This is a genomic window from Burkholderia sp. SR8, assembly GCF_052851275.1.
In genome coordinates, this window is record NZ_JAULUC010000001.1 from 360,603 (window position 1) to 385,233 (window position 24,631).

Genomic DNA, 24,631 nt, shown 5'->3' on the forward strand with positions numbered 1-24,631 from the left:
TTCGACGTGATGTCGATCGCACTGGAACTCAACGTCGCGCGAGGGCAGTAACGCATGACCGTCGCAATGAAGCCGATCTATCTGGATATTGAATCGGTCTCCGCAGCTATCTCGCTTTCGCCCGCCGTCATTCATAAACTGGTTCGCCAAGACCAGTTTCCGAAGCCGCGGGCGCTCTCGGGTCGTCGCGTTGGATGGCTTACTCGGGAAATCGAAGAATGGGCCGAAGCTCGCACGCCCTCGGAGTTTCTGCCCCCGCCGAACTGTGGAACTGGCCGACGCAAGGCTAATGCGCATGCGCCCGAGTAAGTTGTATAGGCCGAGACCTCACCGGTCAATCAACGTCAGGTTAGGTCTCGGACAGTACGACCGCTCGTCGCCAATGGCGGTGATCGACCCGGTTCAGTCTTCCGTTCCACGCGTATGAACGTCATGACCGAACTCAACACCAGTCACTCCAGGCGTCGTTCACACCCGAGCCTGCGCGCGAGGCGGCCCTCGTTGGGACGGACGCTTGTCTGCCACGACTAGCCGACGGGGACCGCGGCGTGCGGCATCAGTTCGTTACATCGCGGTGCGGTGGCGTGCCGAATTGCCTCGCATATTCCCGGTTGAATTGGGAGGGACTTTCATAGCCCACCTCGTAGGCAACTGTCGACGCATTCAAGCCCTTGACCAACATCAACCTTCGAGCCTCGGTCAGGCGCAGCCACTTCTGGAACTGCAGCGGACTCATCGATGTGAGGCGCTTGAAGTGGTGGTGGAAGCGGGACACGCTCATGCCCACCCGGGCGGCGAGCTCACCGATGCGCAGGGGCTCATGAAAATGGTTTTTCAGCCAGTCGATGGCCCGAGCGATGCTCTGGTTCTGATCGGCAATGGAAGCCATCTGCCACACGTGGTTCTTAACGTCGCTGCGAAGTAGGCGATAAAGGATCTCGCGCTGTAGCAGTGGGGCTAGTACTGGCAATAACTCGGGCTCGTCCAACAGCCCGATCAGTCGATCCAAAGCAGACAATAGCCCTGCCGTCGTCTTCCCCAACACGATGCCGGGACCGTTTGCCGCCCGCTCCCGAGGATGCTGCAGGCCGGTCTCCACGACTATGTTACTGATCGCACGCGAGTCGAGTCGCAACACCACGCTCAGGAACGGCAAGTTGAGCGAAGCCTGCGAAACCTGCATCGCCACTGGCAAGTCCAACGACGTGAGCAAAAAGCGATGCCTGTCGTAGGCGTATACCTCGGAGCCCAGCCACGTTTGCTTCACGCCCTGAACTGGCACCGCGATGGCGGGTTCCATCAGGCAGTCGAAGGGCGAATCGGCGTGTGTGTGCCGGTGCAAGCTCAGGCCTGCAATCGCGGGCCTGTACTGCTCGGCGTCGCCAGTCCACCGCGCGATTCGCACCGCCAAGCGGCGTCGATTTGTCTCGAAGTCGTCGTCCATGAACCCAACTGTAAGAGTAGGCTCTGCTTTCATCAAGAAGATTGGCCTAAGGTCAGTAGGATTAGGCAATTTTCCGGGAGCATCCACCTTCCGCGACGGATCGCGTCGGGCCAAACTGCATTGCGTGCACGACGAGTGTCGCGCCAGGCGTGATCGCCATTCTGAATACCGCAAAGGAATCCCGATGAAAGCTCATGTGTACCGCCGAAACGGCGAGCCGACCGAAGTGCTCGGCTTCGAAGACATCGCCGCCCCGGCGCAACCTGGTCCCAACGACGTCACAGTCCGCATCACCAAGCGCATGGTGCACCCGATCGACGACTTGATGGTGCGCGGCTACATTCCCTCGCCGATCTCTGCCGAGGGAACTATTCCCGGCGGCGACGGTGTCGGTGTCGTTGAGCAGGTGGGCGCGGACGTCGATCCCGCTACCAGCATCAAGCCGGGTCAGCGAGTGATGCTCTTCCCGGCGAACGGGACGTGGTCGGAGCGCGTGGTCGCACCCGCCATGGCCGTCATTCCAGTCCCGGATGATGTCAGCGATACGACCGCGTGCCAGATTGCCATCAATGGCATCACCGCGATCGTGCTCATGCGTGCGGCACTGGCGGCCTCCGGCGGTGCGCCGTTGCTGGTCACGGCCGCCGGCTCCGGCGTCGGCCGCAACCTGATCGCGCTGGCGCAGATGCATGGTGCCAAGGCCATCGCGCTGGTGCGCAGCGATACCGGTGCAGCGATCCTAGCGCCCAGCGTTCCCGGCGTTGCCGTCGTCAGCTCGGAGCACGACGGATGGGCTGCCAAGGTGACTGCCGCAGGCGGGCAGGCCCCGGCCGTAGCGATCGATCCGATTGGCGGCGAGATGACCGCCCAGCTCCTGAACGTGCTCGCCGATGGTGGCACGTTGCTGACCTATGGTGGCCTCGACCCGCGCCCTTCGGCGATCTCCACGATCCCCCTGACGGTTCGGCAACTGACGTTGAAGGGTCTGAACGCCTATGGCTGGCTTGCGAGCACGCCTGCGCAACGTGCGTCCGACATTGCCGACCTGTTCGAACTGGCGCGCCGGGCACCGCAGAACTTTGCTGAATACTGCGAGTTCGCTTTCACGCAAGCGACCGAAGCGCTCGCTGCGGCCCACGCGACGCCGCGACGCGGCGCGACGATCTTGACTTCGGAAACTTAAACCATGCAGCAGCTCTTCCCTGACCTCTGGCAGACGCAGACTGAACACCCGTTCCACGGCGTCACCTCGCACGCCTATCTGCTGGCGCGGCCCGAAGGCAACATTCTGTTTTACGGCACCGGTGTCTTGGAGGAGCTGCAGCCGATCAAGGATCTGGGCGGGATCGTCCGCCAGTACCTGTCCCACCGGGACGAAGCCGGGCCGGCACTGGCAACGATCAAGCAGACGTTCGGGTCGGCCCTGTGCTGCCACAAGCTGGAGGCCAAGGCCGTCAAGTCGTACTGCCCCATCGACGTGACCTTCGATGCGCGCGAGACGCACCTGGGCAACATCGAGGTCATTCCGACGCCGGGGCACACCTCGGGCAGCACCTGCTTCATGTACCGCTCGCCGCACGGCAAGACCTATCTCTTCACCGGTGATTCGCTCTTCCCCAAGGGGCAGTCTTGGGGAACGCTGATCTGGCCCTTCTCGGGAGGGCGAAAATCCAGTCTCAGAGCCAGTCTTGGCCTGTTGCGCGAACTCGATCCCGACGTGGTGATTGCCAGCGCCTGCCAGGGGCCAACGCCCGTCTCGATGACCTACGCTGATGAATGGCACGCCATCGTGGACGGTGCTATTGAACGGCTATAGCCATACGGCCGCGTTGATCTGATGGCAATTAGCACCGTCGCGAATTTCGACGTGGGGAACGGTACAGGTCAGGTGCTTACTGAGAGCGCCGGAGGGACGCGACATCTACCGCATGCATCCCTTTGTGAGTCGGAAACGGCCTTTCAATAAAGCGTCGTAGATGTCTGTATTTGGCCGAACTGAGTCAGCCGATCTGACGCTGCTGTTGGATCTAGTCCAACCTTTTACAAGTAAGGTCTTCAAGCTTCGCATCCAGCTTCGTCAACCACTGGCGGCGCTCGGCGTCGTACCTGTGACGGTTGTAAACGCCGCCGACTCCGGGCAGCATATGCCCGATGATCGCCTCACCGACCTCGTATGGGCAGCCGAGCGCCGCCAGCATGGTGCGCGCTGTCCGGCGTAGGTCGTGCGGCGCCCAGTGCGTAACGGGTAGCCGGGGCCGAGACTGCTCCGGCCGCGTTTCGCTGTAGGGCATATGGAAATGAACCGCCTGCCCAAACACCTTTTGCTGCATCGGTCCGCCCCTTTCCGCCGGAAATAGCCATCCCTTGCCATAACGCGCGAGCCGGCGGCGCACGATCGCTTCTGCTCGGCCGATCAACGGCACTCGCAGGTCGGTAGCGTTCGCATGCCGTGCGTTCTTCGTCTTTGCCTTGGGAATCGTCCACCACAGGCCGTCCGGCTCGTCGCTAATCTCCGCGCCCTCCATCGAAGCAATCTCTGCGCCGCGCGTTCCGGTCCAGAGATAAAGAGTCAAAGCGTCCTCAACGTTTCGGCTGAAGTTGGGCAACCAGTTTATTAACGCCCCAACCTCACCCTCGTTCAGAAACCGCTTTACGGTCCCGACGGGCTGCCCCTGAATACGCTTGCCGTTGCTCCTCAGCCTACCGCGCATGATTTGACGCCACCAGTTCGGCGTCGACTCTGGAATCTTGCCGGCGTCTAACGCGTAGTCCCATGCCGCACCCAGCTCGAGCCGGAGCTTCGAGGCTTGCACCGGAATGTGCCGAAAGGCGTCGATTTTGGCGAACGCACGTTCGCGCGTCACTTCGGCAACCGGCAAGTCGGCGATGTCTTCGATCATGGTTCGGAACATGCGCGCGACCTCAGTCGCTCCCTTGACGCCTCGATTTACGTCTATGTGGCCTTTCAGATATGCCGCACATATTTCGCGCACGGTCGGCGAATCCCCTTGCTGTACCATTACGCCGACAGAACCGTGTGCTTGCCGCTTCTTCAGCGCCGGATCGTTGCCTGTGTTGCGCTCATCCCTCAAGCGCTCCCACTCAACGGCCGCCGCGGCGATCGACAGCGCGGGCCATTCGCCGATCTTGATTTGTCGCATACGTCCGTCGACGGGGGACTTGTAACGGTAAATCCAGCTACGGCGCGACGTAGTCGCCTGCAGCCGAAGACCCGGACATCCGTCAATATTCAGGTGTGCACCGGGCAAAAGTTGCTTTGCCGTACGGGCGTCAAACCGCATTCAGACCTCAGCGTAGGTTTCCGCCATACGCCGGGGCAGCCCGGCGTAGGCTCGTGTTGTGACAGAGGCAAAAAGCTACGCTGACAACGGAAATTTCGCAAGATGTCGCGACATGGGGAAATCCGGTAGCGGATACCCCAAAACGGACGGAATGCCTTGATGGATAAGGACGTGCAGGAAATTACGGAAGTGAAACAGCAGCTTACGGAAGCCGCAATAAGCAATCATACGCCGATGATGCAGCAGTATCTACGCATCAAGGCCGACCACCCCGACACGCTCGTCTTCTACCGGATGGGCGACTTCTACGAGCTGTTCTTCGAGGATGCGGAGAAAGCGGCACGCCTGCTCGACCTGACCCTCACGCAGCGCGGCGCGTCGGCGGGCAACCCGATCAAGATGGCCGGCGTCCCGCATCACGCGGTCGAACAATATCTGGCGAAGCTCGTGAAGATGGGCGAATCGGTCGCGATCTGCGAGCAGATCGGCGACCCCGCCACGTCGAAGGGGCCGGTCGAACGCAAGGTCGTGCGCGTCGTCACGCCCGGCACGCTGACCGATGCCGCGCTGCTGTCCGACAAGAACGACGTCTACCTGCTCGCGATGTGCACGGGCCACAACAAGCGCGGCGTCGCGGTCAACATCGGCCTCGCATGGCTGAACCTCGCAAGCGGCGCGCTGCGGCTCGCCGAAATCGAACCCGATCAGCTCGGCGCCGCGCTCGAACGCATCCGCCCCGCGGAAATCCTGACCGCGGACGGCTCGACCGACGCCGTGCCCGCCGGCGCCGGCGCAATCAAGCGCGTACCGGCATGGCACTTCGACATCGCATCGGGCACGCAGCGCCTGTGCGACCAGCTCGACGTCGCGGGCCTCGACGGCTTCGGCGCACATTCGCTGACGAGCGCATGCGGCGCGGCCGGTGCGCTGCTGTTGTACGCGGCAGCCACGCAGGGCCAGCAATTGCGTCACGTGCGCAGCCTGAAGGTCGAAAACGAAACCGAATACATCGGGCTCGATCCGGCCACGCGCCGCAACCTCGAACTGACCGAAACGCTGCGCGGCACCGAATCGCCGACGCTGTATTCGCTGCTCGACACCTGCTGCACGACGATGGGCAGCCGGCTGCTGCGTCACTGGCTGCATCATCCGCCACGCGCATCGGTCGCCGCGCAATCGCGCCAGCAAGCGATCGGCGCGCTGCTCGACGCGCCCGCGAATGCGAGCCTCGACGCATTGCGCAGCGCGCTGCGTCAGGTCGCCGACGTCGAGCGGATCACCGGGCGTCTCGCGCTGCTGTCTGCGCGGCCGCGCGACCTGTCGAGCCTGCGCGATACATTCGCCGCGCTGCCGGCATTGCGCGAGCGCATCGGCGCGATCGTCGCGAACGCGGATGCGCTCGCCCGCGTGGACGCAGCGCTCGCGCCGCCCGCAGAATGCCTCGACCTGCTGACGAGCGCGATCGCCCCCGAGCCCGCCGCGATGGTGCGCGACGGCGGCGTGATCGCGCGCGACTACGATGCGGAGCTCGACGAACTGCGCGACATTTCCGAGAACTGCGGGCAGTTCCTGATCGATCTGGAAGCGCGCGAACGTGCGCGCACCGGCATCGCGAACCTGCGCGTCGAATACAACAAGGTGCACGGCTTCTACATCGAGGTGACGCGCGGCCAGACCGACAAGGTGCCCGACGACTATCGCCGCCGCCAGACGCTGAAGAACGCCGAGCGCTACATCACGCCGGAACTGAAGACTTTCGAGGACAAGGCGCTGTCCGCGCAGGAGCGCGCACTGGCCCGCGAGCGCGCGCTGTACGACGGCGTGCTGCAGGCGCTGCTGCCGTTCATTCCCGAATGCCAGCGCGTCGCATCGGCGCTCGCCGAGCTCGACGTGCTGGCCGCGTTCGCGGAGCGTGCACGCACGCTCGACTGGGTCGCGCCCACGTTCACCGACGAGATCGGCATCGAGATCGAACAGGGGCGCCACCCGGTCGTCGAAGCGCAGGTCGAGCAGTTCATCGCGAACGACTGCCGGTTCGGTGCCGAGCGCAAGCTGCTGCTGATCACCGGCCCGAACATGGGCGGCAAGTCGACGTTCATGCGACAGACGGCGCTGATCGCGCTGATGGCGTACGTCGGCAGCTACGTACCCGCGAAATCGGCCTGCTTCGGCCCGATCGACCGCATCTTCACGCGGATCGGCGCGGCCGACGACCTCGCCGGCGGCCGTTCGACCTTCATGGTCGAGATGACGGAAGCCGCCGCGATCCTGAACGACGCGACGCCGCAAAGCCTCGTGCTGATGGATGAAATCGGCCGCGGCACGTCGACATTCGACGGCCTCGCGCTCGCGTGGGCAATCGCACGCCACCTGCTCGCGCAGAACGGCTGCTACACGCTGTTCGCGACGCACTACTTCGAACTGACGCAACTGCCGGCCGAATTCCCGCAAGCGGCGAACGTGCACCTGTCGGCGGTCGAGCACGGTCACGGCATCGTGTTCCTGCATGCGGTCAACGAAGGCCCGGCGAACCAGAGCTACGGGCTGCAGGTCGCGCAGCTCGCGGGCGTGCCGGCGCCGGTGATCCGCGCCGCACGCAAGCATCTCGCGTATCTCGAGCAGCAATCGGCCACGCAGCACACGCCGCAGCTCGACCTGTTCAGCGCGCCGCCGGCCGCGGCGGCCGACGCGTTCGAATGCGCGGATGCGCCGGCGCAGGCCGCCGCCCCGCATCCTGCGCTCGAAAAGCTGCGCGACATCGATCCCGACGACCTCAAGCCGCGCGACGCGCTCGACCTGCTGTACGAATTGCGCACGCTGGTCCGCTCGCACGATGCCGACGGGCACGCATAACCGCGTCGCGTCGCGCATGCCGGCCCGCGCCGCCGCCGTGCTGATCGCGACGGCGCTTGCGCTGACCCAGGCCGGTGCGCTCGCCGCGCCGCCCAAACGGGCGGCCGCGCCCTACTCGTTCGCGGTCGTGTCCGGCGTGATCGACGTACCGGCCGACGAGCCGGCCGCGCAGCGGCTGCTCGAAGCGATCGCGCGCGAGCGCAATCTGGCGTTCGTCGTCTACGCAGGCGACATCAAGGGCGCGAAGGAAGCGTGCCGCGACGCGCTGTACACGCAGCGCGGCGCGATCCTGAATGCAGCGCGCGTGCCGCTCGTGTTCGTGCCCGGCCACGACGACTGGGTGACCTGCAGCACTCCGGCCGGCGGCGGCTACGATCCGGTCGAGCGGCTGGACTTCCTGCGGCAGACGTTGCTGGCAGACGCCGCGCTGCCCGACCCCGGCGCACTGCCGATCACGCGCGAAAGCGAAGTCGCGCGCTTCCGGCCGTATCGCGAAAACGCGCGCTGGATGCATGACGACGTCGTGTACGTCGCGCTGAACGTCCCGGCGCCGAACAACCATTTCCTGACGGCCGGCGGACGCAACGGCGAATTCGAGGACCGCGTGATCGCGAACGGCTTCTGGATCGACCATGCAGCCGAATATGCGAAGCGGCGCGACGCGCGCGCGATGGTGGTGATTTTCGAAGGCGACCCGCAATTCGATCGTTACGAACGCGCCGAACGTTTTGCGTGGCTGCGTTTCAACCGGCCGCGCGTGCGCGACGGCTTCCGCGAACTGAAACGTACGCTGGTGAAGGCGGCCGCGACGTTCCGCGGCCCGATCCTGGTGATGCACGCGAGCAGCGAGCCGCTGGCGAACGGTTTCACGATCGATCGCCCGCTGCATGCGGACGACGGTGGGCTGGTGGGAAATGTGACACGCGTCGCGATCGGACCGCGTCATCCGGCGAATCAGTGGGTGAAGGTCAACGTGTCGCCCGCGCGGCAGACGATCTTCAACGTGAGCCTGCAGGACGTGCCGAAGAACCTGCCGGTTCCGCCCGCGTTGCCGGCCGGGCCGCGCGACGATGTCCCGCTGCCGCAGATGCCCGAGATCCCGGCGTTGCCCGCGTTGCCCGATTCGTCGTCGGTCGCGCCGCCGCTGCAGGGCGACGGCACGACGCCGGGCGGCGCGTCGTGGCCCGCGCCGCCCGCTGCTTCCGGGCCGGCGCCCGGCCCGCCTGCGAGTTCAGTGCAGGGTACGCCCTGACGGCGTGTCGCCGTCGCCGTCTTCGTCTTCGTCTTCGTCCTCGTCGACGATTTCGAGCCCTTCCGCGCCGTGCGCATGCTCATGCTCGATTTCGTCCTCGGTCGCTTCGCGAACGTCCTTGACGGTGAGCGCAAAACGCAGCGCCATGCCAGCGAGCGGGTGATTACCGTCGAGCACGACCTTGTCTTCGGCGATGTCGGTGACCGTGTAGATCAGCGAATCCACTTCCTCGTCGCCGTCTTCCGGCGTGCCTTCGAACTGCATGCCCACTTCGATCGGCTCGGGAAAACGATCGCGCGGCTCGATCTTCACGAGTTCGGGATCGTAGTCGCCGAACGCATCCTGCGGCTCGAGCTGAACCTGCGCCTGATAACCGGGCTCCTGGCCGTCGAGCTGTTCCTCGATCTTGGGGAACGTGCCATCATAGCCGCCGTGCAGATAAACCATCGGCTCGTCGCTTTCCTCGATCAGATTGCCTTGCGCATCCGACAGCTTGTAAGCGACCGACACGACGGTGTTTTTTGCGATTTTCATCCAATTCTCCCAAATACAAGTCTCATTATACGATGCGCAACCGGTCTCAAGCCGAACCGCGGGACGCCGCTTCCGCCCCGCTCGGCGCGCCGCCTTCCGATCTTCCCACGCCGCTGCTCGGCGGCCTCACGCCGGCGCAATTCATGCGCCGCTACTGGCAGAAAAAACCGCTGCTGATCCGCCAGGCAATCCCCGGCGTGAAGCCGCCGGTCACGCGCGATGCGCTGTTCGAGCTGGCAGCCGACTATGACGCCGAATCGCGACTCATCACCCATTTTCGTAACAAGTGGCAACTGGCGCATGGTCCGTTCGAGCCGGGCACGCTGCCTGCCGTGTCGCGCAAGTCCTGGTCCCTGCTCGTACAGGGCCTCGACCTGCACGTCGACGCCGCACGCGCGCTGCTCGACCGGTTCCGCTTCGTCCCGGATGCGCGGCTCGACGATCTGATGATCTCGTATGCGACGGACGGCGGCGGCGTCGGCCCGCACTTCGACTCGTACGACGTGTTCCTGCTGCAGGTCGAAGGCCGGCGCCGCTGGCGCATCGGCGCGCAGACGGACCTGTCGCTGCGGCCGGACGTGCCGCTGAAGATCCTCGAGCACTTCGAGCCGAGCGACGAGTGGGTGCTGGAGCCGGGCGACATGCTGTACCTGCCGCCGCACATCGCGCACGACGGCGTGGCCGAAGGCGAATGCATGACCTGCTCGATCGGCTTTCGGGCGCCGTCCGCCGGCGAGCTGGGCGCGCAGTTCCTGTATTACCTCGCGGAACGCGGCGGGCTGCGCGACGAGCGCGGCGATGCGCTCTACCGCGATCCGAAGCAGCCGGCGGTCGACGCGCCTGCGCAGCTGCCGCCGGCAATGGTCGACCGCGTCGCGGAGATCGTCGATGCGATCCGCTGGCGCAAGCGCGACGTCGCCGAATTCCTCGGCTGCTACCTGAGCGAGCCGAAATCGAACGTCGTATTCGAGCCGCCGGCGCGTCCGCTGTCCGAGGCCGCGTTCGTCGCGCAGGCGTCACGCCGCGGCGTGTATCTCGACAGAAGGGCCGCATTGATGTATAACGCGCGCTCGTACTTCATTAATGGCGAGGAAGAACCGCTCGAGCAGGCCGGTGAATGGCTGCCCGAACTGGCGAATCTGCGTCAGATGGAGGCGAAACGGTTTGTAACACTATCCCGGGTTCCCTCAATGACAGCCTTGCTGCACGAGTGGTATTGTGCGGGCTGGATACGGGTCGGAAACCGGATTTAGTGAATCGCCCCGTATGCCCGTGCAGATCAAATTCTGTATGGGAAAGACAACGTATTGACCCCGCATTTGTCGACGGTCGATAGGAAAGTGCATATAATTTCCGCCCAAGCCGTAGGGAAGATTCACGCTCTAGAAGTGCGTCTCCACCAGCGGCCCAGGTCGGTGTTGGAGCACATTACCGGTATTGTTTCGCGCTGTTGCTTACCTTTAACCATAAAAGGACGTGATCATGAAGAAATCCCTCCTCGTAGCTTCCCTGTTGGCTGCTGTTGCACTGGCTGCTTGCAACAAGAGCGCTGATCAAGCTGCTTCGTCGGCTGCTAGCGACGCATCGGCTGCTGCTTCGTCGGCTGCTTCGGCAGTTGCTGGTGCTGCGAGCGACGCTTCGGCTGCAGCTTCGTCGGCTTCGGCTGCTGCGAGCGACGCAGCTGCTGCTGTGGCGTCGGCTGCCTCGGCAGCGACGGCTGCTCCGGCTTCGGGCGCAAGCCAGTAAGCCTCAGCATCAGCTGAAAAAAAACCGGCCCGAGGGGCCGGTTTTTTTACGTCTGTCGGTTCCGCGCAGCGCGCGATGCCGCCAGGGCGGCCAACAACACCGCCCCACCCTCTTCCCGGCCCGCTCAGCCGAGCGCCAGCCAGTCGAAGCCCGCGTCCTGCGTGGCGACGACGACGTCCTCCCCGTCCGTTCCCAGCACGCCGGCAAACGCCTGGCGCGCCAGCTCGGGCCGGTTGTTCTGCTGGCTCAGGTGTGCGGCAACCAGGTGCTGGAGACGGCTGCGTTCGAGCGATTCGAGGATGCCGGCCGCCGCATCGTTGCTGAGGTGACCGTGGCTGCCGCCGATCCGCGCCTTCAGCGACTGCGGATAGCGGCTCCCGGCGAGCATCGCGGTATCGTGGTTGGATTCGAGCACGAGCGCGTCGCAGCCGCTCAGGACGGTCGTGATGTGCGGCGTGGCCATGCCGACGTCGGTCAGCACGCCGAGCCGGCGGCAACCGTCCATGAACACGAACTGGAGCGGTTCTCGCGCGTCGTGGGGCACCGTATAGGGCATCACCGCGAGGTCGCGTATCGCGGCCGTCTCGTCGCCCCACAGCACGTGCAGGTCGACATCGGCCTCGTCCGCGCCGACCGCGCGCGCGGTGCCCCAGCTCATGTAGAGCGGCAGCGAGCCGCGGCGCGCGAGCGTCAGCGCACTGCCGACGTGGTCGCTGTGTTCGTGCGTGATGAGGATCGCATCGAGATCGTCGATGCCGAGATTCAGGCGGCCGAGCCGGCGCTCGACCTCCTTCGCTGAAAAACCGCAGTCGAGCAGCACGCGGGTGGTCGTCGTGCCGCTCGCGACCTCGACGACCAGCGCGTTGCCTTCGCTGCCGCTACCGAGGCTGGCGAAGCGCACGCGATCAGTTCAACTGGGCGTGCAGCAGCGAAATGATCCGCTGCGCGTCCGACGAGTTGTCGACCCGGCCGTTCGCGTCGACCACCGCGACCTGCGTGCCGCCATTGCCCTGCGCGCGCACGTTGACCAGATATTCCTTGCCGGGCTTGGCCGCCGACGGGCCGCCGTAGAACAGCTTGCCGAACAGGCCGTCGCGCTTCAGCTCCTCCATCGTGTTCGCGTAGCGGACCGTGTACAGGCCCTTCTCGCGGTCGCGGTTGTCGACCGCGAAGTTGGTACGGTCGAGCGCGAGACCGACGCGCAGCCACGCACGGTCGAACGATTCGGCCAGCTGCAGCGTCGCGGCGCCGCCGCTCGTGTCGCTGACCTGCGCCGGCGCCGTCGCGGGACGCGCGTCCGTCAGCAGCTGCTTCGCCTGCGCATCGCTCAGGCCGAACTTCTGCATCAGCTTCGACAGGAACACGGCCTCGAGCACCGGGTTGCGCGGGCGCTCTTCCCAGCGCGACGACGTGCCGCCTTGCGGGCCGACCATCATTTCCTCCATCGCGCTGTGCGTGATCGAGATGTCGGTGTTGCCGTTCGGCGTGCGGTTCACGAGCGTACGGAAGCGGTCGCGCGTGCCCGACGAATATGCGAAGTCGATGACCTTGCCGATCGTGCGGCGGAACCAGTCGTCCGGAATGTTCGCGCGGTTCTCGGCCCAGTCGGTGGCCATGATGCCGGTCGACGGCGCGTCGGTCTTCAGCGAGAAGCCGTTCTCCTGCCAGAATTCCTTCAGGATCGGCCACAGCTGCTCGGGCGTGCGCCCGTCGACGACGAGCCAGCGGCGATCGCCGTCACGCTCGATGTGCATGCCGAGCGGATCCTGCGCGCTCGGGACGCCGTCGGTCGCATTGCCGGCGGCCGTCGTCGCCCGCGGCGGCAGCGTGCCGAGCCCGGCGTTGCTCGGCGGCGCGACGAACTGCTGGGTCGTCGGCACCGGCTTCAGGTCGCTCGGCACCGCGAGCGGCGGCGCCGAACCCGTGTTCTTGTAGTTGACCTTGTCAGGGGCCAGGTAATCGTTCAGCGTATCGCAGCCGGCGAGCGCGCCCAGCGCCAGCGCCACCACCGAAACCTGGATGGCGCGAGAGGAAAAGGCGAAACGTTTCATGAAATCCTTCGTCTTGCTAGAGCGCTCGTCAGGAGCGGCGCCGGACGGAGCCGGCCGGTGCGGGTTGATGAGGGGTCGAGCCGGCGGCCGCAGGGCGCGGCCGCCTGTGCATCAGGCGAGGACGCCGGCCTCGACGAGAGCCGAACGCACGACATCGTGGCAGCGCTCGTCGAGCGGCGTGAGCGGCAGGCGAATGCCGCCCTGCATCTTGCCCATCGCCTGCAGCGCCCATTTCACCGGAATCGGGTTCGCCTCGATGAACAGGTTCTTGTGCAGCGACAGCAGCTTCATGTGCAGCGCGCGCGCGGTTGCGACGTCGCCGGCCAGCGCGGCGCGGCACAGGTCGCTCATCGCGCGCGGCGCGACGTTCGCCGTGACCGAGATGTTGCCGTGGCCGCCGAGCAGCATCAGCGCGATCGCAGTCGGATCGTCGCCGCTGTAGATCGCGAAGTGCTTCGGCGCGGCCTTGATCAGGTGCGCGGCACGGTCGATGTTGCCGGTCGCTTCCTTCACGCCGATGATGCCCGGCACCTGCGCGAGGCGCAGCGTCGTCTCGTGCGCCATGTCCGCAACCGTGCGGCCCGGCACGTTGTACAGGATCACCGGCAGGTCGACCGCTTCCGCGATCGCCTTGAAGTGCCGATACATCCCTTCCTGCGTGGGCTTGTTGTAGTACGGCACGACCTGCAGCGTCGCATCGGCGCCGACGGCCTTCGCGTGCTTCGACAGCTCGATCGCCTCGGCGGTCGAATTGCCGCCCGCGCCCGCGATGATCGGGATGCGCTTCGCCGCATGCTCGACCGCCGTGCGGATCATCAGGATGTGCTCTTCGACGTTGAGCGTTGCCGACTCGCCGCTCGTGCCGACCACGACGAGTGCGTCGGTGCCTTCCTCGATGTGCCAGTCGATCAGTTTGCGAAACGCCGGCAGGTCGAGACTGCCGTCTTCGAGCATCGGGGTGACGATCGCGGGGATGCTGCCGCGGATTTGAATGCCGTCTTGGGTGCCGTTAGCCATGAAACGCGATTGATTGATGTACCGGTAAACGTTGAGATTGTAGCGGATTAGCCGGGCAGTTCGTAACGTGGAATTCCCGCCCCCGCCGCCGGGGTCGCGCCCTCGCGTACCGCGCAGATGCGCTGGACGAATGCCTCGCGCGGCGCGGCGACGAATCCGTCCTCGTAGGCGACCACCCGCAGATGGCCGCGCACCGCGTCCAGCAACTCGCCAGGAGCGAGCAGGAACGCGGGATTGGACGGCTTGCCGACCGTTTCGTTTCCTTGCGCGAAGGTTTCGTAGATCAGCACGCCGCCCGGGGCCATCGCATCGAGCAGATGGGGCCAGAGCGGGCGATGCAGATAATGGGTGACGATCACGGCCGCGAACGACGCGCCGGGTGGCAGCGGCCACGGCGCGCCCTCCAGATCGGCGTCGCGCGCGTCGACGCCGGGAATCGCGCGCAATGCGCCGAGCGCGGCCGGATCGCGGTCGAGCGCGACGACGGGGTGGCCGTGCGATGCGAACCAGCGCGCATGGCGGCCGCCGCCCGCGGCGACGTCGAGCACCGCGCCGCCCGCCGGCACGAGCCGCGACCAGCGCGCAACCCAGCGCGACGGTTCGGTCTGGGCGACGTGGCCGCCCGCGGCGGCAATGACAGGTTCGCGCATGCCGTCAGGTCAGGTGTACGACAGGCCCATCGCCTCGCGCACGTCGCGCATCGTCTCGACCGCGTGCTTGCGCGCCTTGTCGCAGCCGTCCGCGACGATCGCGCGCAGCAGCGACGGGTCGTCCATGTATTTCTGCGCGCGCTCGAGCATCGGCTGCTGTTCGCGCAGGATCCCTTCGACGACCGGCTGCTTGCAGTCGAGGCAGCCGATGCCCGCCGAGCGGCAGCCGTTCTGCACCCACTGGTGCGTCGCTTCGTCCGTATAGACCTGGTGCAGCTGCCACACCGGGCACTTGTCGGGGTCGCCCGGATCGGTGCGACGCACGCGCGCCGGATCGGTCGGCATCGTGCGGACCTTCTTCGTGATCGTATCGGCGTCCTCGCGCAGCCCGATCGTGTTCCCGTACGACTTCGACATCTTCTGGCCGTCGAGGCCCGGCATCCGCGACGCTTCGGTCAGCATCGCCTGCGGCTCGACGAGAATGATCTTGCGCGCGCCTTCGAGATAGCCGAACAGGCGCTCGCGGTCGCTCATCGACAGGCTCTGCGATTCCTGCAGCATCGCGCGCGCCTGTTCGAGCGCCTCGTCGTCGCCCTCCTGCTGGTACGCATTGCGCAGCTCGTGATAGAGCTTCGCCCGCTTGCCGCCGAGCTTCTTCGCGGCTTCGAGCGCCTTCTCCTCGAAGCCCGGCTCGCGGCCGTACAGGTAGTTGAAGCGGCGCGCGATCTCGCGCGTCATCTCGACGTGCGGCACCTGGTCTTCGCCGACCGGCACGAGCGAGCCGCGATACAGCAGGATGTCGGCCGCCATCAGCACCGGGTAGCCGAGGAAGCCGTAGGTCGACAGGTCCTTGTCCTTCAGCTTCTCCATCTGCTCCTTGTAGGTCGGCACGCGCTCGAGCCAGCCGAGCGGCGTGCTCATGCCGAGCAGCAGCGCGAGTTCCGCGTGTTCGGGCACCTTGCTCTGGATGAACAGCGTCGCCTGCGCCGGATCGATGCCGGACGCGAGCCAGTCGATCAGCACGTCCCACACGTTCTTCTCGATGACCTCGGGCGTTTCGTAGTGCGTCGTCAGCGCATGCCAGTCGACCACGCAGAAGAAGCACGGGTACTCGGACTGCAGCTTCACCCAGTTTTTCAGCACGCCGTGGTAGTGGCCGAGGTGCAGCGACCCGGTGGGTCGCATGCCGGAGAAAATACGATCTGGGAACATGATTGTCGTTAGAAAAGCGAGGCGAAGGGAGACAGGATGGCGCTCAGCACGCCGGCCGCGGCGTTCACGAGCGGGCGCAGCCAGAAGTTCGTCAGCACGCCCGTCGCAACCAGCACGAGGACGATGATGAAACCGTACGGCTCGATGCGCGACAGCGCGATCGATTGCTTCGGCGGCAACAGCGCCGCCAGGATGCGGCCGCCGTCGAGCGGCGGCAGCGGAAACAGGTTCAGCACGCCGAGCACCAGGTTCGCGCTGACGCCTGCATAGGCCATCCGCGTGAAGAACGGTTCGTCGACGCCGGCGACGGGCAGCACGATGGTCAGCACGCCCCACACCAGTGCCTGCACGAAGTTGCAGGCCGGGCCCGCGAGCGACACCCACAGGCTCCCCCAGCGCGGATCGCGCAGGTTGCCGAACGATACCGGCACCGGCTTCGCATAGCCGAACAGGAATGCGCCGCCCGTCAGGAAATACATCGCGAGCGGGATCGCGATCGTGCCGAGCGGGTCGATGTGGCGCATCGGATTGAACGACACGCGTCCCATCATGTACGCGGTGTTGTCGCCGAGCAGGCGCGCGGCATAGCCATGCGCGGCCTCGTGCAGCGTGATCGCGAAGATCACGGGCAGCGCGTAGACGGCGATGGTCTGTATCAGGGAAGCATCCATATCGCGTTATTGTAACAAGCGCACTCGCGCAAAAATGAACGGCGCTTACGCGGCCGACAACCCGAACGGTTCGAGCGCGCCGCACCCCGCGCGCACGAGCTGCGGCTCGTCGCCCGTCAGGTCGATCACCGTCGACGGCTCGCGCGGGCACGCGCCGCCGTCGATCACGAGGTCGACCTGCTTTTCGAGGCGTGCGCGGATGTCCTCCGGATCGTTCAGCGGCTCGTCGTCCGGCGGCAGGATCAGCGTCGTGCCGAGCAGCGGCTGGCCGAGCGCCTCGAGCAGCGCGAGCGTGATCGCGTGATCGGGCACGCGCAGCCCGATCGTCTTGCGCGACGGGTGCGACAGCCGGCGCGGCACTTCCTTCGTCGCCTGCAGGATGAACACGTACGGGCCCGGCGTCACCGACTTGATCTGCCGGTACTGGCGGTTGTCCACCATCGCGAAATTGGCGAGTTCCGACAGGTCGCGCACGAGCAGCGACAGGTGCTGCTTCTCGTCGAGGCCGCGGATCCGGCGCACGCGCTCGACCGCGTCCTTGTCGTCGAGGTGGCACGCGAGCGCATAGCTCGAATCGGTCGGCATCGCGATCACGCCGCCCTTGCTGACGATGTCCGCGGCCTGCTTGATCAGGCGCGGCTGCGGATTATCCGGATGAATCCTGAAGAACTGGGACATGGAAGCACGTAAAGAGGGGGAAGTCGGATGCGCGCGCGGGCCGCGACGCGAACGGCCGGCGGCCGCGGCGCGTCAGAGCCAGCGCTCCCAGACCGGTTTCAGGTCGGGCGGCAACGGCGGCAGGCTGCCGAGTTCGATGCGGCCCTCGCCGGGCGCATGGAAATCCGAGCCGCGCGACACTTCGAAGCCGAAGCGGCGCGCGACGTCCGCGTATTCGCGGTACTGGTCGGGCGTATGGCTGCCCGTGATGACTTCGATCGCACGGCCGCCGAGATCGATGAACTCGCCGAAGAACGCGTCGAATTCGACCGGCGTATAGCGGTAGCGGCCCGGGTGCGCGACCACGGCTTCGCCGCCCGCCGCGCGGATCCAGGCGACGGCGTCGGGCAACGTCGCCCAGCGGTGCGGCACGAAACCGGGCTTGCCGTCGCCGAGCAGGCGATCGAACACGTCCGAAGTGGATGCGGCGTGGCCGTTTTCGACCAGGAAGCGCGCGAAGTGCGTGCGCGAGATCAGGTCGGGATTCGATACGTACTTCAGCGCGCCTTCGTACGCGCCGGGGATGCCGAGCGTCTCGAGCTGCGCGGCAATCGCCTGCGCGCGGGCCGCGCGGCCGTGGCGCGTGCGATAGAGGCCGTCGACGAGCGTCGCATTCGACGGATCGATGTGCAGCCCGACGATGTGCACGGTGCGCGACGCCCACGTGACCGAAATCTCGACGCCGCTCAGGTAGCGCATTCCGAGCGCCTCCGCCTCGCTGCGCGCCGCCGCCTGGCCGCCGATCTCGTCGTGGTCGGTCAGCGCCCACAGGGTCACGCCGCCGGCATGAGCGCGGCGCGCGACGTCGGCAGGCGACAGCAACCCGTCGGAAACATTCGAATGGCAGTGGAGATCAGCGTTCATTGTCGGTATGGCAGGTGAAGCTTCATTCTACTGCAATGCGGCAATTGCGCCGCCCGCCTGCCCCGCCGCCGCCGCCGGCCTATGCGCAGAACGCCTCGATCAGCGCCGCGATCTGTTCCGGCTGGTCGTGATGGACCATGTGGCCGGCATCCTCGACGAGCTTTTCGCGCCAGTCGGGGAATGCGCCGAAGCGGGTCTTGAACTCCGGCAGCGGGATGTCGCCCGCCAGGTACGCGAGCGTCGGCGAATCGACGGCCTCGACGTGCAGCACCTTCGCGCGCACCTGCTTCCACACGGCCATCACCTCGTCGAGCCGGTACAGCTGCGGCCCCGCCATCTTGTGCGCGGGGTCGGCGAGCAGATGGTACTGGCCGTCGTCGCCGCGCTTCGACCAGTGCGCGGCAAGAAACGCGGCGCGGCGCGCGTCGAGCCGCGGATTGGTCTTGATCAGCCGTGCCGCCACGTCGTCGAGCGACGCGTACGGGCGCAGCACCGGCGGCGCGCGCAGTTCGTCGAGCCAGCCGCGCAGCCGGCGCGGCGCCTGCTCGGCCCTGGCGGGCGCAAGCCCGAATCCTTCGAGATCGACCACGCGCCGCACGCGCTCGGGCCGCGCGCCCGCGTACAGGCACACGACGTTCGCGCCCATGCTGTGCCCGACGAGGTTGACTTCGCCGGTCGGCGCATAGTGGTCGACGAGCGCGTCGAGATCGCCCAGGTATTCGTGAAACCAGTAATGACCGCCGCCCTGCCGCGCGACCGGCCAGTCGGACAGGCCGAAGCCGCGCGCGTCCGGCGCGATCACCTGCCAGTCGCCGGCGAGCGCATCGACGACGAACTGGAACGACGCCGCGACGTCCATCCAGCCGTGCAGCATGAACAGCGTCGGCGCATCGGGCCGGCCCCAGCGCCGCACATGCAGCTTCACGCCGCGCACCGTGACGAAATCGGAAACAGAACTCGAGGCATTCATTGCAGCCGCCAAGAAAAGAATGGTCGTTCGATTATAGCGGCGGCGCGAACGTTCCGGCGGCCCGCAGTCGAGGCGATTCTCTAGCAACGGCGGGCCGGCGGCGTGCGGTGCGGGGGCGGCGTGCGGGTCGGCGGATCGGCGGATCGAGTGACTTCGGGTGACGTCGGGTGACTTCGGGTGACGTCGGATGACGTCGGGTGGCGTTGGGTGGCCTCGGGCGGCGTCGGGCGACATCGAGCGACGTCAAGTGGCGTCGGTCGGCACCGGCACCGGCACTGTCGGCACTGTCGGGGCTGTCGGGGCTGTTAGCGCTGGTCGGCGCCGCAACGGCGCCGACCGGGCGTGCGACGGCCGGATGAACGCCTGCGCGTCGACACCGGCAGCATCGACCGGCCTAGTCCGCCGCCTTGCCGTCCGTCGCGTCCTGTGCGGCGAGTTCGTCCAGCTCGGCCTGCGCGAATCCCGCACTGCGGCGCGCGTCGAAATTGAACGGCCCGCGCAGCCGCGGCGCATGGTATCGCTCGGCAAGCTCGCGGTAGGTCGGCACCGGATCGCGGCCCGCCGCGTCGCACAGATGCCGGAACCAGCGGTTGCCGATCGCGACGTGACCGATCTCGTCGCGCAGAATCACGTCGAGGATCGCCGCGGACGCGTCGTCGCCTGCCTGCAGAAGCCGCGCGCGGATCGGCGGCGACGCATCGAGTCCGCGCGCCTCCAGCGTGCGCGGCACGAGCGCCATTCGCGCGAGCACGTCGTCCTTCGTCCGCTCGCACATCTCCCACAGCCCGTTGTGCGCCGGGAAATCGCCGTATGCATGCCCGAACCCGCCGGCGAGCCGGTCGGACAGCAGCGTGAAGTGATAGGCCTCCTCGGCCGCGACCTTCAGCCAGTCCGCGTAGAACGCGTCCGGCATCCCGGCGAAGCGCCACACGGCGTCGAGCGCGAGATTGATCGCGTTGAATTCGATATGCGCGAGCGCGTGCAGCAGCACCGCCCGCCCCGCGGGCGAACGCATGCTGCGCCGCTCGAGCTGGCGCGGCTCGACGAGCGGCGGGCGCGCGGGCCGGCCCGGCAGATCGGTCGGTTCGTCCAGCTCGAGTGGCGGCGCGATCGCGGCCTGCCCGGCCAGCCAGGCGTCGTACAGCGCACGCACGTGCGCGGCCTTCGCGGCCGGCGCGGACATCCGCAGCGCGTCGAGCGCGGCGCGGCGCACGCATACCGGCGCGGCGGGGAAAGAAGAAGACTCCATGCTCATCGAACGGGGCACCGCCCGCGCGCATCGCAGGAGCGCATGCACGCGACGGTTTACAATATGCGTTTGTGCCGCGACGCGATGCGCGCGGCACGCCAGACGCGCCATTCTACCGGCGCCCATCATCGAAGAGACAGGAGACTCCGTGACGATCTACAAACTGGGCGATACGGCCCCGACGATCCACGAAAGCGTATTCGTCGCCGATACGGCGGCCATCATCGGCAAGGTCGTGCTCGACGAGAACGCAAGCGTATGGTTCGGCGCGACGATTCGCGGCGACAACGAGACGATCACGGTCGGCGCCGGCAGCAATGTCCAGGAAGGCGCGGTCCTGCACACGGACCCCGGCTTTCCTCTGACGATTGCCGAAAACGTGACGATCGGACACCAGGCGATGCTGCACGGCTGCACGATCGGCGAAGGATCGCTGATCGGGATTCAGGCGGTGGTCTTGAATGGTGCGGTGATCGGCCGCAACTGTCTGGTTGGTGCCGGCGCGGTCGTGACGGAAGGCAAGACGTTCCCGGACAATTCGCTGATTCTCGGCGCCCCGGCGAAAGTCGTGCGCGAGCTGTCGGCTGACGACATCGCGCGGCTGCGCGCAAATGCGAAGACGTACGTCGAGCGGCGTGCGCATTTCAAGGAGCAACTCGTGCGGATCGGGTGATCCGCGCGGATTTCAAGGAAGAAGAGTGAGCGACCAGTTACAGAAATTCATGTTCAATTCGGCACCCGTGCGCGGCGAGATCGTATCGCTGCGCAACACGTGGCAAGAGGTGCTTTCCCGCCGCGACTACCCTGCTCCGGTGCGCACGGTGCTCGGCGAGATGATGGCCGCGTGCGCGCTGCTGTCGGCGAACCTGAAATTTCACGGCACCCTGATCATGCAGATCTTCGGCGACGGGCCGGTCCAGATGCTGGTCGTCCAGTGCAACTCGGACCTGTCGATGCGCGCCACCGCGAAGTTCGCCGGCGATGCCGCGCAAACGATCGGCGACGACACGCAGTTCGCGTCGCTCGTCAACGCGAGCGGCCACGGCCGTTGCGTGATCACGCTCGACCCGGCCGAGAAGCTGCCCGGCCAGCAGCCGTACCAGGGCATCGTGCCGCTGAACGGCGTCGACGGTCCGCTCGAATCGGTGTCGCAGGTGCTCGAGCATTACATGCACCACTCGGAGCAGCTCGACACGCGACTGTGGCTCGCCGCCGATCGCGACCGTGCGGTCGGCATGCTGCTGCAGAAGCTGCCGGGCGACGGCGGCATCGTGCCGCGCAATGCAGAAACCGACGCCGATACGTGGGAACGCGTGTGCACGCTCGGCGGCACGCTGTCGGCGAAGGAACTGCTCGAGGTCGAGCCGGAGGTCGTGTTCCGCCGGCTCTTCTGGCAGGAAAACGTGCAGCACTTCGATCCGGCCGGTACGCGCTTCCTGTGCTCGTGCTCGCGCGAGAAGGTCGGCGCGATGCTGCGCATGCTCGGCCGCGAAGAGGTCGACAGCGTGATCGTCGAGCGCGGTCATGTCGAGATCCACTGCGAGTTCTGCAATCAGCGCTACGAGTTCGATCCCGTCGACGTCGCGCAACTGTTCGCCGCGCCGGAACTCACGACCGGCATCACGCCCGCGACCGACCAGCGTCACTGAGCCGTGCGCCCGTGCCCGCGATGCGGGCGCGGGCGCATAATGACGCACGAGCGTCGCACACACGGCTCACGCGCCGCAGGCCCGGCTTTCGGCGCAAACCGCTTCCCGCTGTCGGCGACGCGCTGCTGGAGAAACCCATGAATCGCCCGTTCCGCACCCTCTTCCTGACCAGCGTCGCAGCCGGCACGCTGGCGCTTGCCGGCTGCGCGGTGCAGCCGCCTCCGTCGACGATCCTGAGCCGCCTGCCCGAAGCCGGCGCATCGGGCGGCCAGCCGCCCGCGCTATCGAGCGCCGAGCGCAAGCGCTACGACGAGATCGACCGGCAGGTGCTGCGCGAACAGAACGATGCGATGGCGGCCGAGGCGGCCGCGCGCGCATGGTCGTATTACGCGCCGCCGCCGGTGACGGTGTACGGCGGCTATTACGGCGGCGGCTGGGGCAACCGGTGGGGCACCGGCATCGGCTATGGCTACGGCTATCCGGGCTGGTGGTGGTGATGCGTCACCGCGCCGGCGGAGCCGATCGACGACTCGCAGGAAATAAAAAAGCGCGGTATTTTCCCGCGCTTTTTCAATGATTCGGACTGCCGCTCAGTGATGCGCGGCCTTGCCTTTCTCGCCGCCGTGATGCCGCGACGGCTTCGCGATCGACTGCGGGTTCGGCACGACACGCACCGGCGCCGCGGACACCGCACCGCGCGTCGACGTGTTCGACGGCGTGTTGTTCAGCGGCGCGGCCGGCGCATTCGGCGACACGAACTGCACGAACACTTCGCCGTCCTTCACCATGCCCATCTCGTAGCGCGCGCGCTCCTCGATGGCTGCAGTGCCGCTCTGCAGATCCTGCACTTCGCCGGCGATCCGTTCATTGCGCAGCTTCTCGTCCGCATTCTTCTGCAACTGATCGCCGAGCTGCTGGCGCAATTCATGCACGCGCAACCAGCCGCCGTGTCCCCACCATAGGGGGTACTGAATGAGCGCCAGCAAGGCAATCAGGACGACAGTGACAAGCCGCATGTAGGAGACGCAGATATAAGAAGCGCCGCTCCGCGCGACATGCACAGAGCGGCGTCGAGATGACGAACCCGATAGTAGCGCGTTAGCGCAGGTTATAGAAAGCCGATTTGCCCGGGTAGCTCGCGATGTCGCCGAGATCTTCCTCGATGCGCAGCAGCTGGTTGTACTTCGAGATGCGGTCGCTGCGCGACAGCGAACCCGTCTTGATCTGACCGGCGTTCAGGCCGACCGCGATGTCCGCGATCGTCGAATCTTCCGTTTCGCCCGAGCGGTGCGAGATCACGGCCGTGTAGCCCGCGCGCTTCGCCATTTCGATTGCCGCGAACGTTTCGGTCAGCGTACCGATCTGGTTGATCTTGATCAGGATCGAGTTCGCGATGCCCTTCTCGATGCCTTCCTTCAGGATGCGCGTGTTCGTGACGAACAGGTCGTCGCCGACCAGCTGCACCTTCTTGCCGAGGCGCTCGGTCAGCAGCTTCCAGCCGTCCCAGTCGCCTTCGTGCATGCCGTCCTCGATCGACACGATCGGGAACTTGTCGGCGAGCGTCGCGAGGTAGTCGGTGAATTCGGCCGACGACAGTTGCAGGCCTTCGCCGGCGAGCTGGTACTTGCCGTCGTGGTAGAACTCGGATGCCGCGCAGTCGAGCGCGAGCAGCACGTCTTCGCCCGCACGGTAGCCGGCCTTCTCGATTGCCTGCAGGATCGTCGACAGGCACTCGTCGTTGCTGCCGAAGTTCGGTGCGAAACCGCCTTCGTCGCCGACTGCCGTGCTCATGCCGCGGTCGCTCAGGATCTTCTTCAGTGCGTGGAACACTTCCGCGCCGCAACGCAGCGCTTCACGGAACGTCGGCTGGCTCACCGGGACGATCATGAATTCCTGGATGTCGAGGCTGTTGTTCGCGTGCGCGCCGCCGTTGACGATGTTCATCATCGGGACCGGCAGCTGCATCGCGCCCGAGCCGCCGAAGTAGCGGTACAGCGGCAGGCCGGCTTCTTCAGCGGCGGCCTTCGCGACGGCCATCGACACGGCCAGCATCGCGTTCGCGCCGAGGCGCGACTTGTTGTCGGTGCCGTCCAGCTCGAGCAGCGTCTTGTCGAGGAACGCCTGTTCCGACGCGTCGAGGCCCATGATGGCTTCGGAGATTTCGGTGTTGATGTGCTCGACGGCCTTCAGCACGCCCTTGCCGTTGTAGCGGCCGGCTTCGCCGTCGCGCAGTTCGATCGCTTCGCGCGAGCCGGTGGACGCGCCCGACGGCACCGCCGCGCGGCCCATCGTGCCCGATTCGAGCAGCACGTCGCATTCGACGGTGGGGTTGCCGCGCGAATCCAGAATCTCGCGGCCGATGATATCTACGATTGCACTCATGGGTTTCCTCTGAGAATGACGATGGATTCTTCAAACTGCGACGGCACGCGTGCCGCAACCGCTTTCGC

At 66.3% G+C, this 24,631-nt stretch carries 26 protein-coding genes; 10 read left to right on the forward strand and 16 right to left on the reverse strand.

Annotated elements, in window-relative coordinates:
- Positions 1-66: 66 nt before the first annotated feature.
- Positions 67-309, forward strand: coding sequence for a helix-turn-helix transcriptional regulator (locus Q3A80_RS01760; protein ID WP_080594108.1), 243 nt, complete (start codon positions 67-69; stop codon positions 307-309).
- A 247-nt stretch (positions 310-556) separates the two neighbouring features.
- Here the strand turns inward: Q3A80_RS01760 and Q3A80_RS01765 are convergent, their stop codons facing one another.
- Positions 557-1,444, reverse strand: coding sequence for an AraC family transcriptional regulator (locus tag Q3A80_RS01765; RefSeq protein ID WP_175683425.1), 888 nt, complete (start codon positions 1,442-1,444; stop codon positions 557-559).
- A gap of 184 nt (positions 1,445-1,628) precedes the next feature.
- Here Q3A80_RS01765 and Q3A80_RS01770 point away from each other — a divergent pair, with 184 nt between their 5' ends.
- Both Q3A80_RS01770 and Q3A80_RS01775 read left to right on the forward strand, forming a co-directional pair.
- The gene (locus Q3A80_RS01770; protein WP_175683426.1) at positions 1,629-2,627 is read left to right on the forward strand and encodes a zinc-binding dehydrogenase; all 999 of its coding nucleotides are present in this window, start codon (positions 1,629-1,631) and stop codon (positions 2,625-2,627) included.
- Positions 2,628-2,630: 3 nt separating this feature from the next.
- Positions 2,631-3,260: an MBL fold metallo-hydrolase gene (locus Q3A80_RS01775; RefSeq protein ID WP_175923349.1), complete on the forward strand. Its 630-nt coding sequence runs from the start codon at positions 2,631-2,633 to the stop codon at positions 3,258-3,260.
- Between the two features lie 211 nt (positions 3,261-3,471).
- On the opposite strand, the gene Q3A80_RS01780 is transcribed toward Q3A80_RS01775, so the two are convergent.
- The gene (locus tag Q3A80_RS01780; RefSeq protein ID WP_446327386.1) at positions 3,472-4,746 is read right to left on the reverse strand and encodes a tyrosine-type recombinase/integrase; all 1,275 of its coding nucleotides are present in this window, start codon (positions 4,744-4,746) and stop codon (positions 3,472-3,474) included.
- A gap of 159 nt (positions 4,747-4,905) precedes the next feature.
- On the opposite strand from Q3A80_RS01780, the gene mutS reads away from it, so the two are divergent.
- Positions 4,906-7,599, forward strand: a complete 2,694-nt coding sequence (gene mutS / locus Q3A80_RS01785) for a DNA mismatch repair protein MutS (RefSeq protein ID WP_446327387.1) — start codon at positions 4,906-4,908, stop codon at positions 7,597-7,599.
- Entirely contained in the window at positions 7,580-8,851 is a 1,272-nt protein-coding gene (locus Q3A80_RS01790; RefSeq protein WP_446327388.1) for a hypothetical protein, read from the forward strand. Before mutS ends, Q3A80_RS01790 begins: the two co-directional genes overlap by 20 nt.
- Here Q3A80_RS01790 and Q3A80_RS01795 read toward each other — a convergent pair.
- A complete protein-coding gene (locus Q3A80_RS01795; protein WP_446327389.1) occupies positions 8,831-9,385 on the reverse strand; it encodes an FKBP-type peptidyl-prolyl cis-trans isomerase in 555 nt (184 codons plus the stop codon). The two genes, Q3A80_RS01790 and Q3A80_RS01795, sit on opposite strands and share 21 nt — an antisense overlap.
- Positions 9,386-9,417: 32 nt before the next feature.
- Here Q3A80_RS01795 and Q3A80_RS01800 point away from each other — a divergent pair, with 32 nt between their 5' ends.
- Together Q3A80_RS01800 and Q3A80_RS01805 are read left to right on the forward strand one after the other, a co-directional pair.
- A complete protein-coding gene (locus Q3A80_RS01800) occupies positions 9,418-10,638 on the forward strand; it encodes a JmjC domain-containing protein (protein WP_446327390.1) in 1,221 nt (406 codons plus the stop codon).
- A gap of 54 nt (positions 10,639-10,692) precedes the next feature.
- A complete protein-coding gene (locus Q3A80_RS01805) occupies positions 10,693-10,938 on the forward strand; it encodes a hypothetical protein (protein WP_011657350.1) in 246 nt (81 codons plus the stop codon).
- A 20-nt stretch (positions 10,939-10,958) separates the two neighbouring features.
- Here the strand turns inward: Q3A80_RS01805 and Q3A80_RS01810 are convergent, their stop codons facing one another.
- From Q3A80_RS01810 to Q3A80_RS01860, 11 genes are all read right to left on the reverse strand, one after another.
- Positions 10,959-11,141, reverse strand: coding sequence for a hypothetical protein (locus Q3A80_RS01810; protein ID WP_446327478.1), 183 nt, complete (start codon positions 11,139-11,141; stop codon positions 10,959-10,961).
- Positions 11,142-11,255: 114 nt separating this feature from the next.
- Positions 11,256-12,032, reverse strand: coding sequence for an MBL fold metallo-hydrolase (locus Q3A80_RS01815; protein ID WP_446327391.1), 777 nt, complete (start codon positions 12,030-12,032; stop codon positions 11,256-11,258).
- Between the two features lie 4 nt (positions 12,033-12,036).
- On the reverse strand, positions 12,037-13,182 hold the full coding sequence (gene bamC, locus Q3A80_RS01820) for an outer membrane protein assembly factor BamC (RefSeq protein WP_446327392.1): 1,146 nt from the start codon (positions 13,180-13,182) through the stop codon (positions 12,037-12,039).
- Between the two features lie 111 nt (positions 13,183-13,293).
- Positions 13,294-14,199 carry a 4-hydroxy-tetrahydrodipicolinate synthase gene (gene dapA / locus Q3A80_RS01825; protein ID WP_446327393.1) on the reverse strand — a complete coding sequence of 302 codons (906 nt, stop codon included), beginning with the start codon at positions 14,197-14,199 and terminating at the stop codon, positions 13,294-13,296.
- 47 nt (positions 14,200-14,246) lie between these two features.
- A complete protein-coding gene (locus Q3A80_RS01830; protein WP_446327394.1) occupies positions 14,247-14,849 on the reverse strand; it encodes a class I SAM-dependent methyltransferase in 603 nt (200 codons plus the stop codon).
- A gap of 9 nt (positions 14,850-14,858) precedes the next feature.
- Positions 14,859-16,061 carry a tryptophan--tRNA ligase gene (locus tag Q3A80_RS01835; protein ID WP_446327395.1) on the reverse strand — a complete coding sequence of 401 codons (1,203 nt, stop codon included), beginning with the start codon at positions 16,059-16,061 and terminating at the stop codon, positions 14,859-14,861.
- A gap of 8 nt (positions 16,062-16,069) precedes the next feature.
- A complete protein-coding gene (locus Q3A80_RS01840) occupies positions 16,070-16,732 on the reverse strand; it encodes a site-2 protease family protein (RefSeq protein WP_446327396.1) in 663 nt (220 codons plus the stop codon).
- A gap of 45 nt (positions 16,733-16,777) precedes the next feature.
- Positions 16,778-17,410 (reverse strand): L-threonylcarbamoyladenylate synthase, encoded by a 633-nt coding sequence (locus tag Q3A80_RS01845; protein ID WP_446327397.1) that lies wholly within the window; start codon positions 17,408-17,410, stop codon positions 16,778-16,780.
- 72 nt (positions 17,411-17,482) lie between these two features.
- Entirely contained in the window at positions 17,483-18,313 is an 831-nt protein-coding gene (locus tag Q3A80_RS01850) for a 3',5'-nucleoside bisphosphate phosphatase (RefSeq protein ID WP_446327398.1), read from the reverse strand.
- A gap of 79 nt (positions 18,314-18,392) precedes the next feature.
- Positions 18,393-19,283: an alpha/beta fold hydrolase gene (locus Q3A80_RS01855; protein ID WP_446327399.1), complete on the reverse strand. Its 891-nt coding sequence runs from the start codon at positions 19,281-19,283 to the stop codon at positions 18,393-18,395.
- A 394-nt stretch (positions 19,284-19,677) separates the two neighbouring features.
- A complete protein-coding gene (locus Q3A80_RS01860) occupies positions 19,678-20,538 on the reverse strand; it encodes a ferritin-like domain-containing protein (protein WP_446327400.1) in 861 nt (286 codons plus the stop codon).
- Positions 20,539-20,680: 142 nt separating this feature from the next.
- On the opposite strand from Q3A80_RS01860, the gene Q3A80_RS01865 reads away from it, so the two are divergent.
- From Q3A80_RS01865 to Q3A80_RS01875, 3 genes are all read left to right on the forward strand, one after another.
- Positions 20,681-21,205, forward strand: coding sequence for a gamma carbonic anhydrase family protein (locus tag Q3A80_RS01865; protein ID WP_040144554.1), 525 nt, complete (start codon positions 20,681-20,683; stop codon positions 21,203-21,205).
- Between the two features lie 25 nt (positions 21,206-21,230).
- Positions 21,231-22,181, forward strand: a complete 951-nt coding sequence (hslO, locus tag Q3A80_RS01870) for an Hsp33 family molecular chaperone HslO (RefSeq protein WP_446327401.1) — start codon at positions 21,231-21,233, stop codon at positions 22,179-22,181.
- Between the two features lie 137 nt (positions 22,182-22,318).
- A complete protein-coding gene (locus Q3A80_RS01875; RefSeq protein ID WP_446327402.1) occupies positions 22,319-22,678 on the forward strand; it encodes a hypothetical protein in 360 nt (119 codons plus the stop codon).
- A 93-nt stretch (positions 22,679-22,771) separates the two neighbouring features.
- On the opposite strand, the gene ftsB is transcribed toward Q3A80_RS01875, so the two are convergent.
- Positions 22,772-23,197, reverse strand: a complete 426-nt coding sequence (gene ftsB, locus Q3A80_RS01880; protein ID WP_446327403.1) for a cell division protein FtsB — start codon at positions 23,195-23,197, stop codon at positions 22,772-22,774.
- 82 nt (positions 23,198-23,279) lie between these two features.
- On the reverse strand, positions 23,280-24,563 hold the full coding sequence (gene eno / locus Q3A80_RS01885; RefSeq protein ID WP_011885396.1) for a phosphopyruvate hydratase: 1,284 nt from the start codon (positions 24,561-24,563) through the stop codon (positions 23,280-23,282).
- Positions 24,564-24,631: the final 68 nt, after the last annotated feature.

Bases quoted from the DNA above. Each gene is read 5' to 3' on its own strand.
- Q3A80_RS01760 (WP_080594108.1), top strand. From the start codon at position 67: ATGAAGCCGATCTATCTGGATATTGAATCGGTCTCCGCAGCTATCTCG.
- Q3A80_RS01765 (WP_175683425.1), bottom strand. From the start codon at position 1,444: ATGGACGACGACTTCGAGACAAATCGACGCCGCTTGGCGGTGCGAATC.
- Q3A80_RS01770 (WP_175683426.1), top strand. From the start codon at position 1,629: ATGAAAGCTCATGTGTACCGCCGAAACGGCGAGCCGACCGAAGTGCTC.
- Q3A80_RS01775 (WP_175923349.1), top strand. From the start codon at position 2,631: ATGCAGCAGCTCTTCCCTGACCTCTGGCAGACGCAGACTGAACACCCG.
- Q3A80_RS01780 (WP_446327386.1), bottom strand. From the start codon at position 4,746: ATGCGGTTTGACGCCCGTACGGCAAAGCAACTTTTGCCCGGTGCACAC.
- mutS (WP_446327387.1), top strand. From the start codon at position 4,906: ATGGATAAGGACGTGCAGGAAATTACGGAAGTGAAACAGCAGCTTACG.
- Q3A80_RS01790 (WP_446327388.1), top strand. From the start codon at position 7,580: ATGCCGACGGGCACGCATAACCGCGTCGCGTCGCGCATGCCGGCCCGC.
- Q3A80_RS01795 (WP_446327389.1), bottom strand. From the start codon at position 9,385: ATGAAAATCGCAAAAAACACCGTCGTGTCGGTCGCTTACAAGCTGTCG.
- Q3A80_RS01800 (WP_446327390.1), top strand. From the start codon at position 9,418: ATGCGCAACCGGTCTCAAGCCGAACCGCGGGACGCCGCTTCCGCCCCG.
- Q3A80_RS01810 (WP_446327478.1), bottom strand. From the start codon at position 11,141: ATGCTGAGGCTTACTGGCTTGCGCCCGAAGCCGGAGCAGCCGTCGCTG.
- bamC (WP_446327392.1), bottom strand. From the start codon at position 13,182: ATGAAACGTTTCGCCTTTTCCTCTCGCGCCATCCAGGTTTCGGTGGTG.
- dapA (WP_446327393.1), bottom strand. From the start codon at position 14,199: ATGGCTAACGGCACCCAAGACGGCATTCAAATCCGCGGCAGCATCCCC.
- Q3A80_RS01830 (WP_446327394.1), bottom strand. From the start codon at position 14,849: ATGCGCGAACCTGTCATTGCCGCCGCGGGCGGCCACGTCGCCCAGACC.
- Q3A80_RS01835 (WP_446327395.1), bottom strand. From the start codon at position 16,061: ATGTTCCCAGATCGTATTTTCTCCGGCATGCGACCCACCGGGTCGCTG.
- Q3A80_RS01840 (WP_446327396.1), bottom strand. From the start codon at position 16,732: ATGGATGCTTCCCTGATACAGACCATCGCCGTCTACGCGCTGCCCGTG.
- Q3A80_RS01845 (WP_446327397.1), bottom strand. From the start codon at position 17,410: ATGTCCCAGTTCTTCAGGATTCATCCGGATAATCCGCAGCCGCGCCTG.
- Q3A80_RS01850 (WP_446327398.1), bottom strand. From the start codon at position 18,313: ATGAACGCTGATCTCCACTGCCATTCGAATGTTTCCGACGGGTTGCTG.
- Q3A80_RS01855 (WP_446327399.1), bottom strand. From the start codon at position 19,283: ATGAATGCCTCGAGTTCTGTTTCCGATTTCGTCACGGTGCGCGGCGTG.
- Q3A80_RS01860 (WP_446327400.1), bottom strand. From the start codon at position 20,538: ATGAGCATGGAGTCTTCTTCTTTCCCCGCCGCGCCGGTATGCGTGCGC.
- Q3A80_RS01875 (WP_446327402.1), top strand. From the start codon at position 22,319: ATGAATCGCCCGTTCCGCACCCTCTTCCTGACCAGCGTCGCAGCCGGC.
- ftsB (WP_446327403.1), bottom strand. From the start codon at position 23,197: ATGCGGCTTGTCACTGTCGTCCTGATTGCCTTGCTGGCGCTCATTCAG.
- eno (WP_011885396.1), bottom strand. From the start codon at position 24,563: ATGAGTGCAATCGTAGATATCATCGGCCGCGAGATTCTGGATTCGCGC.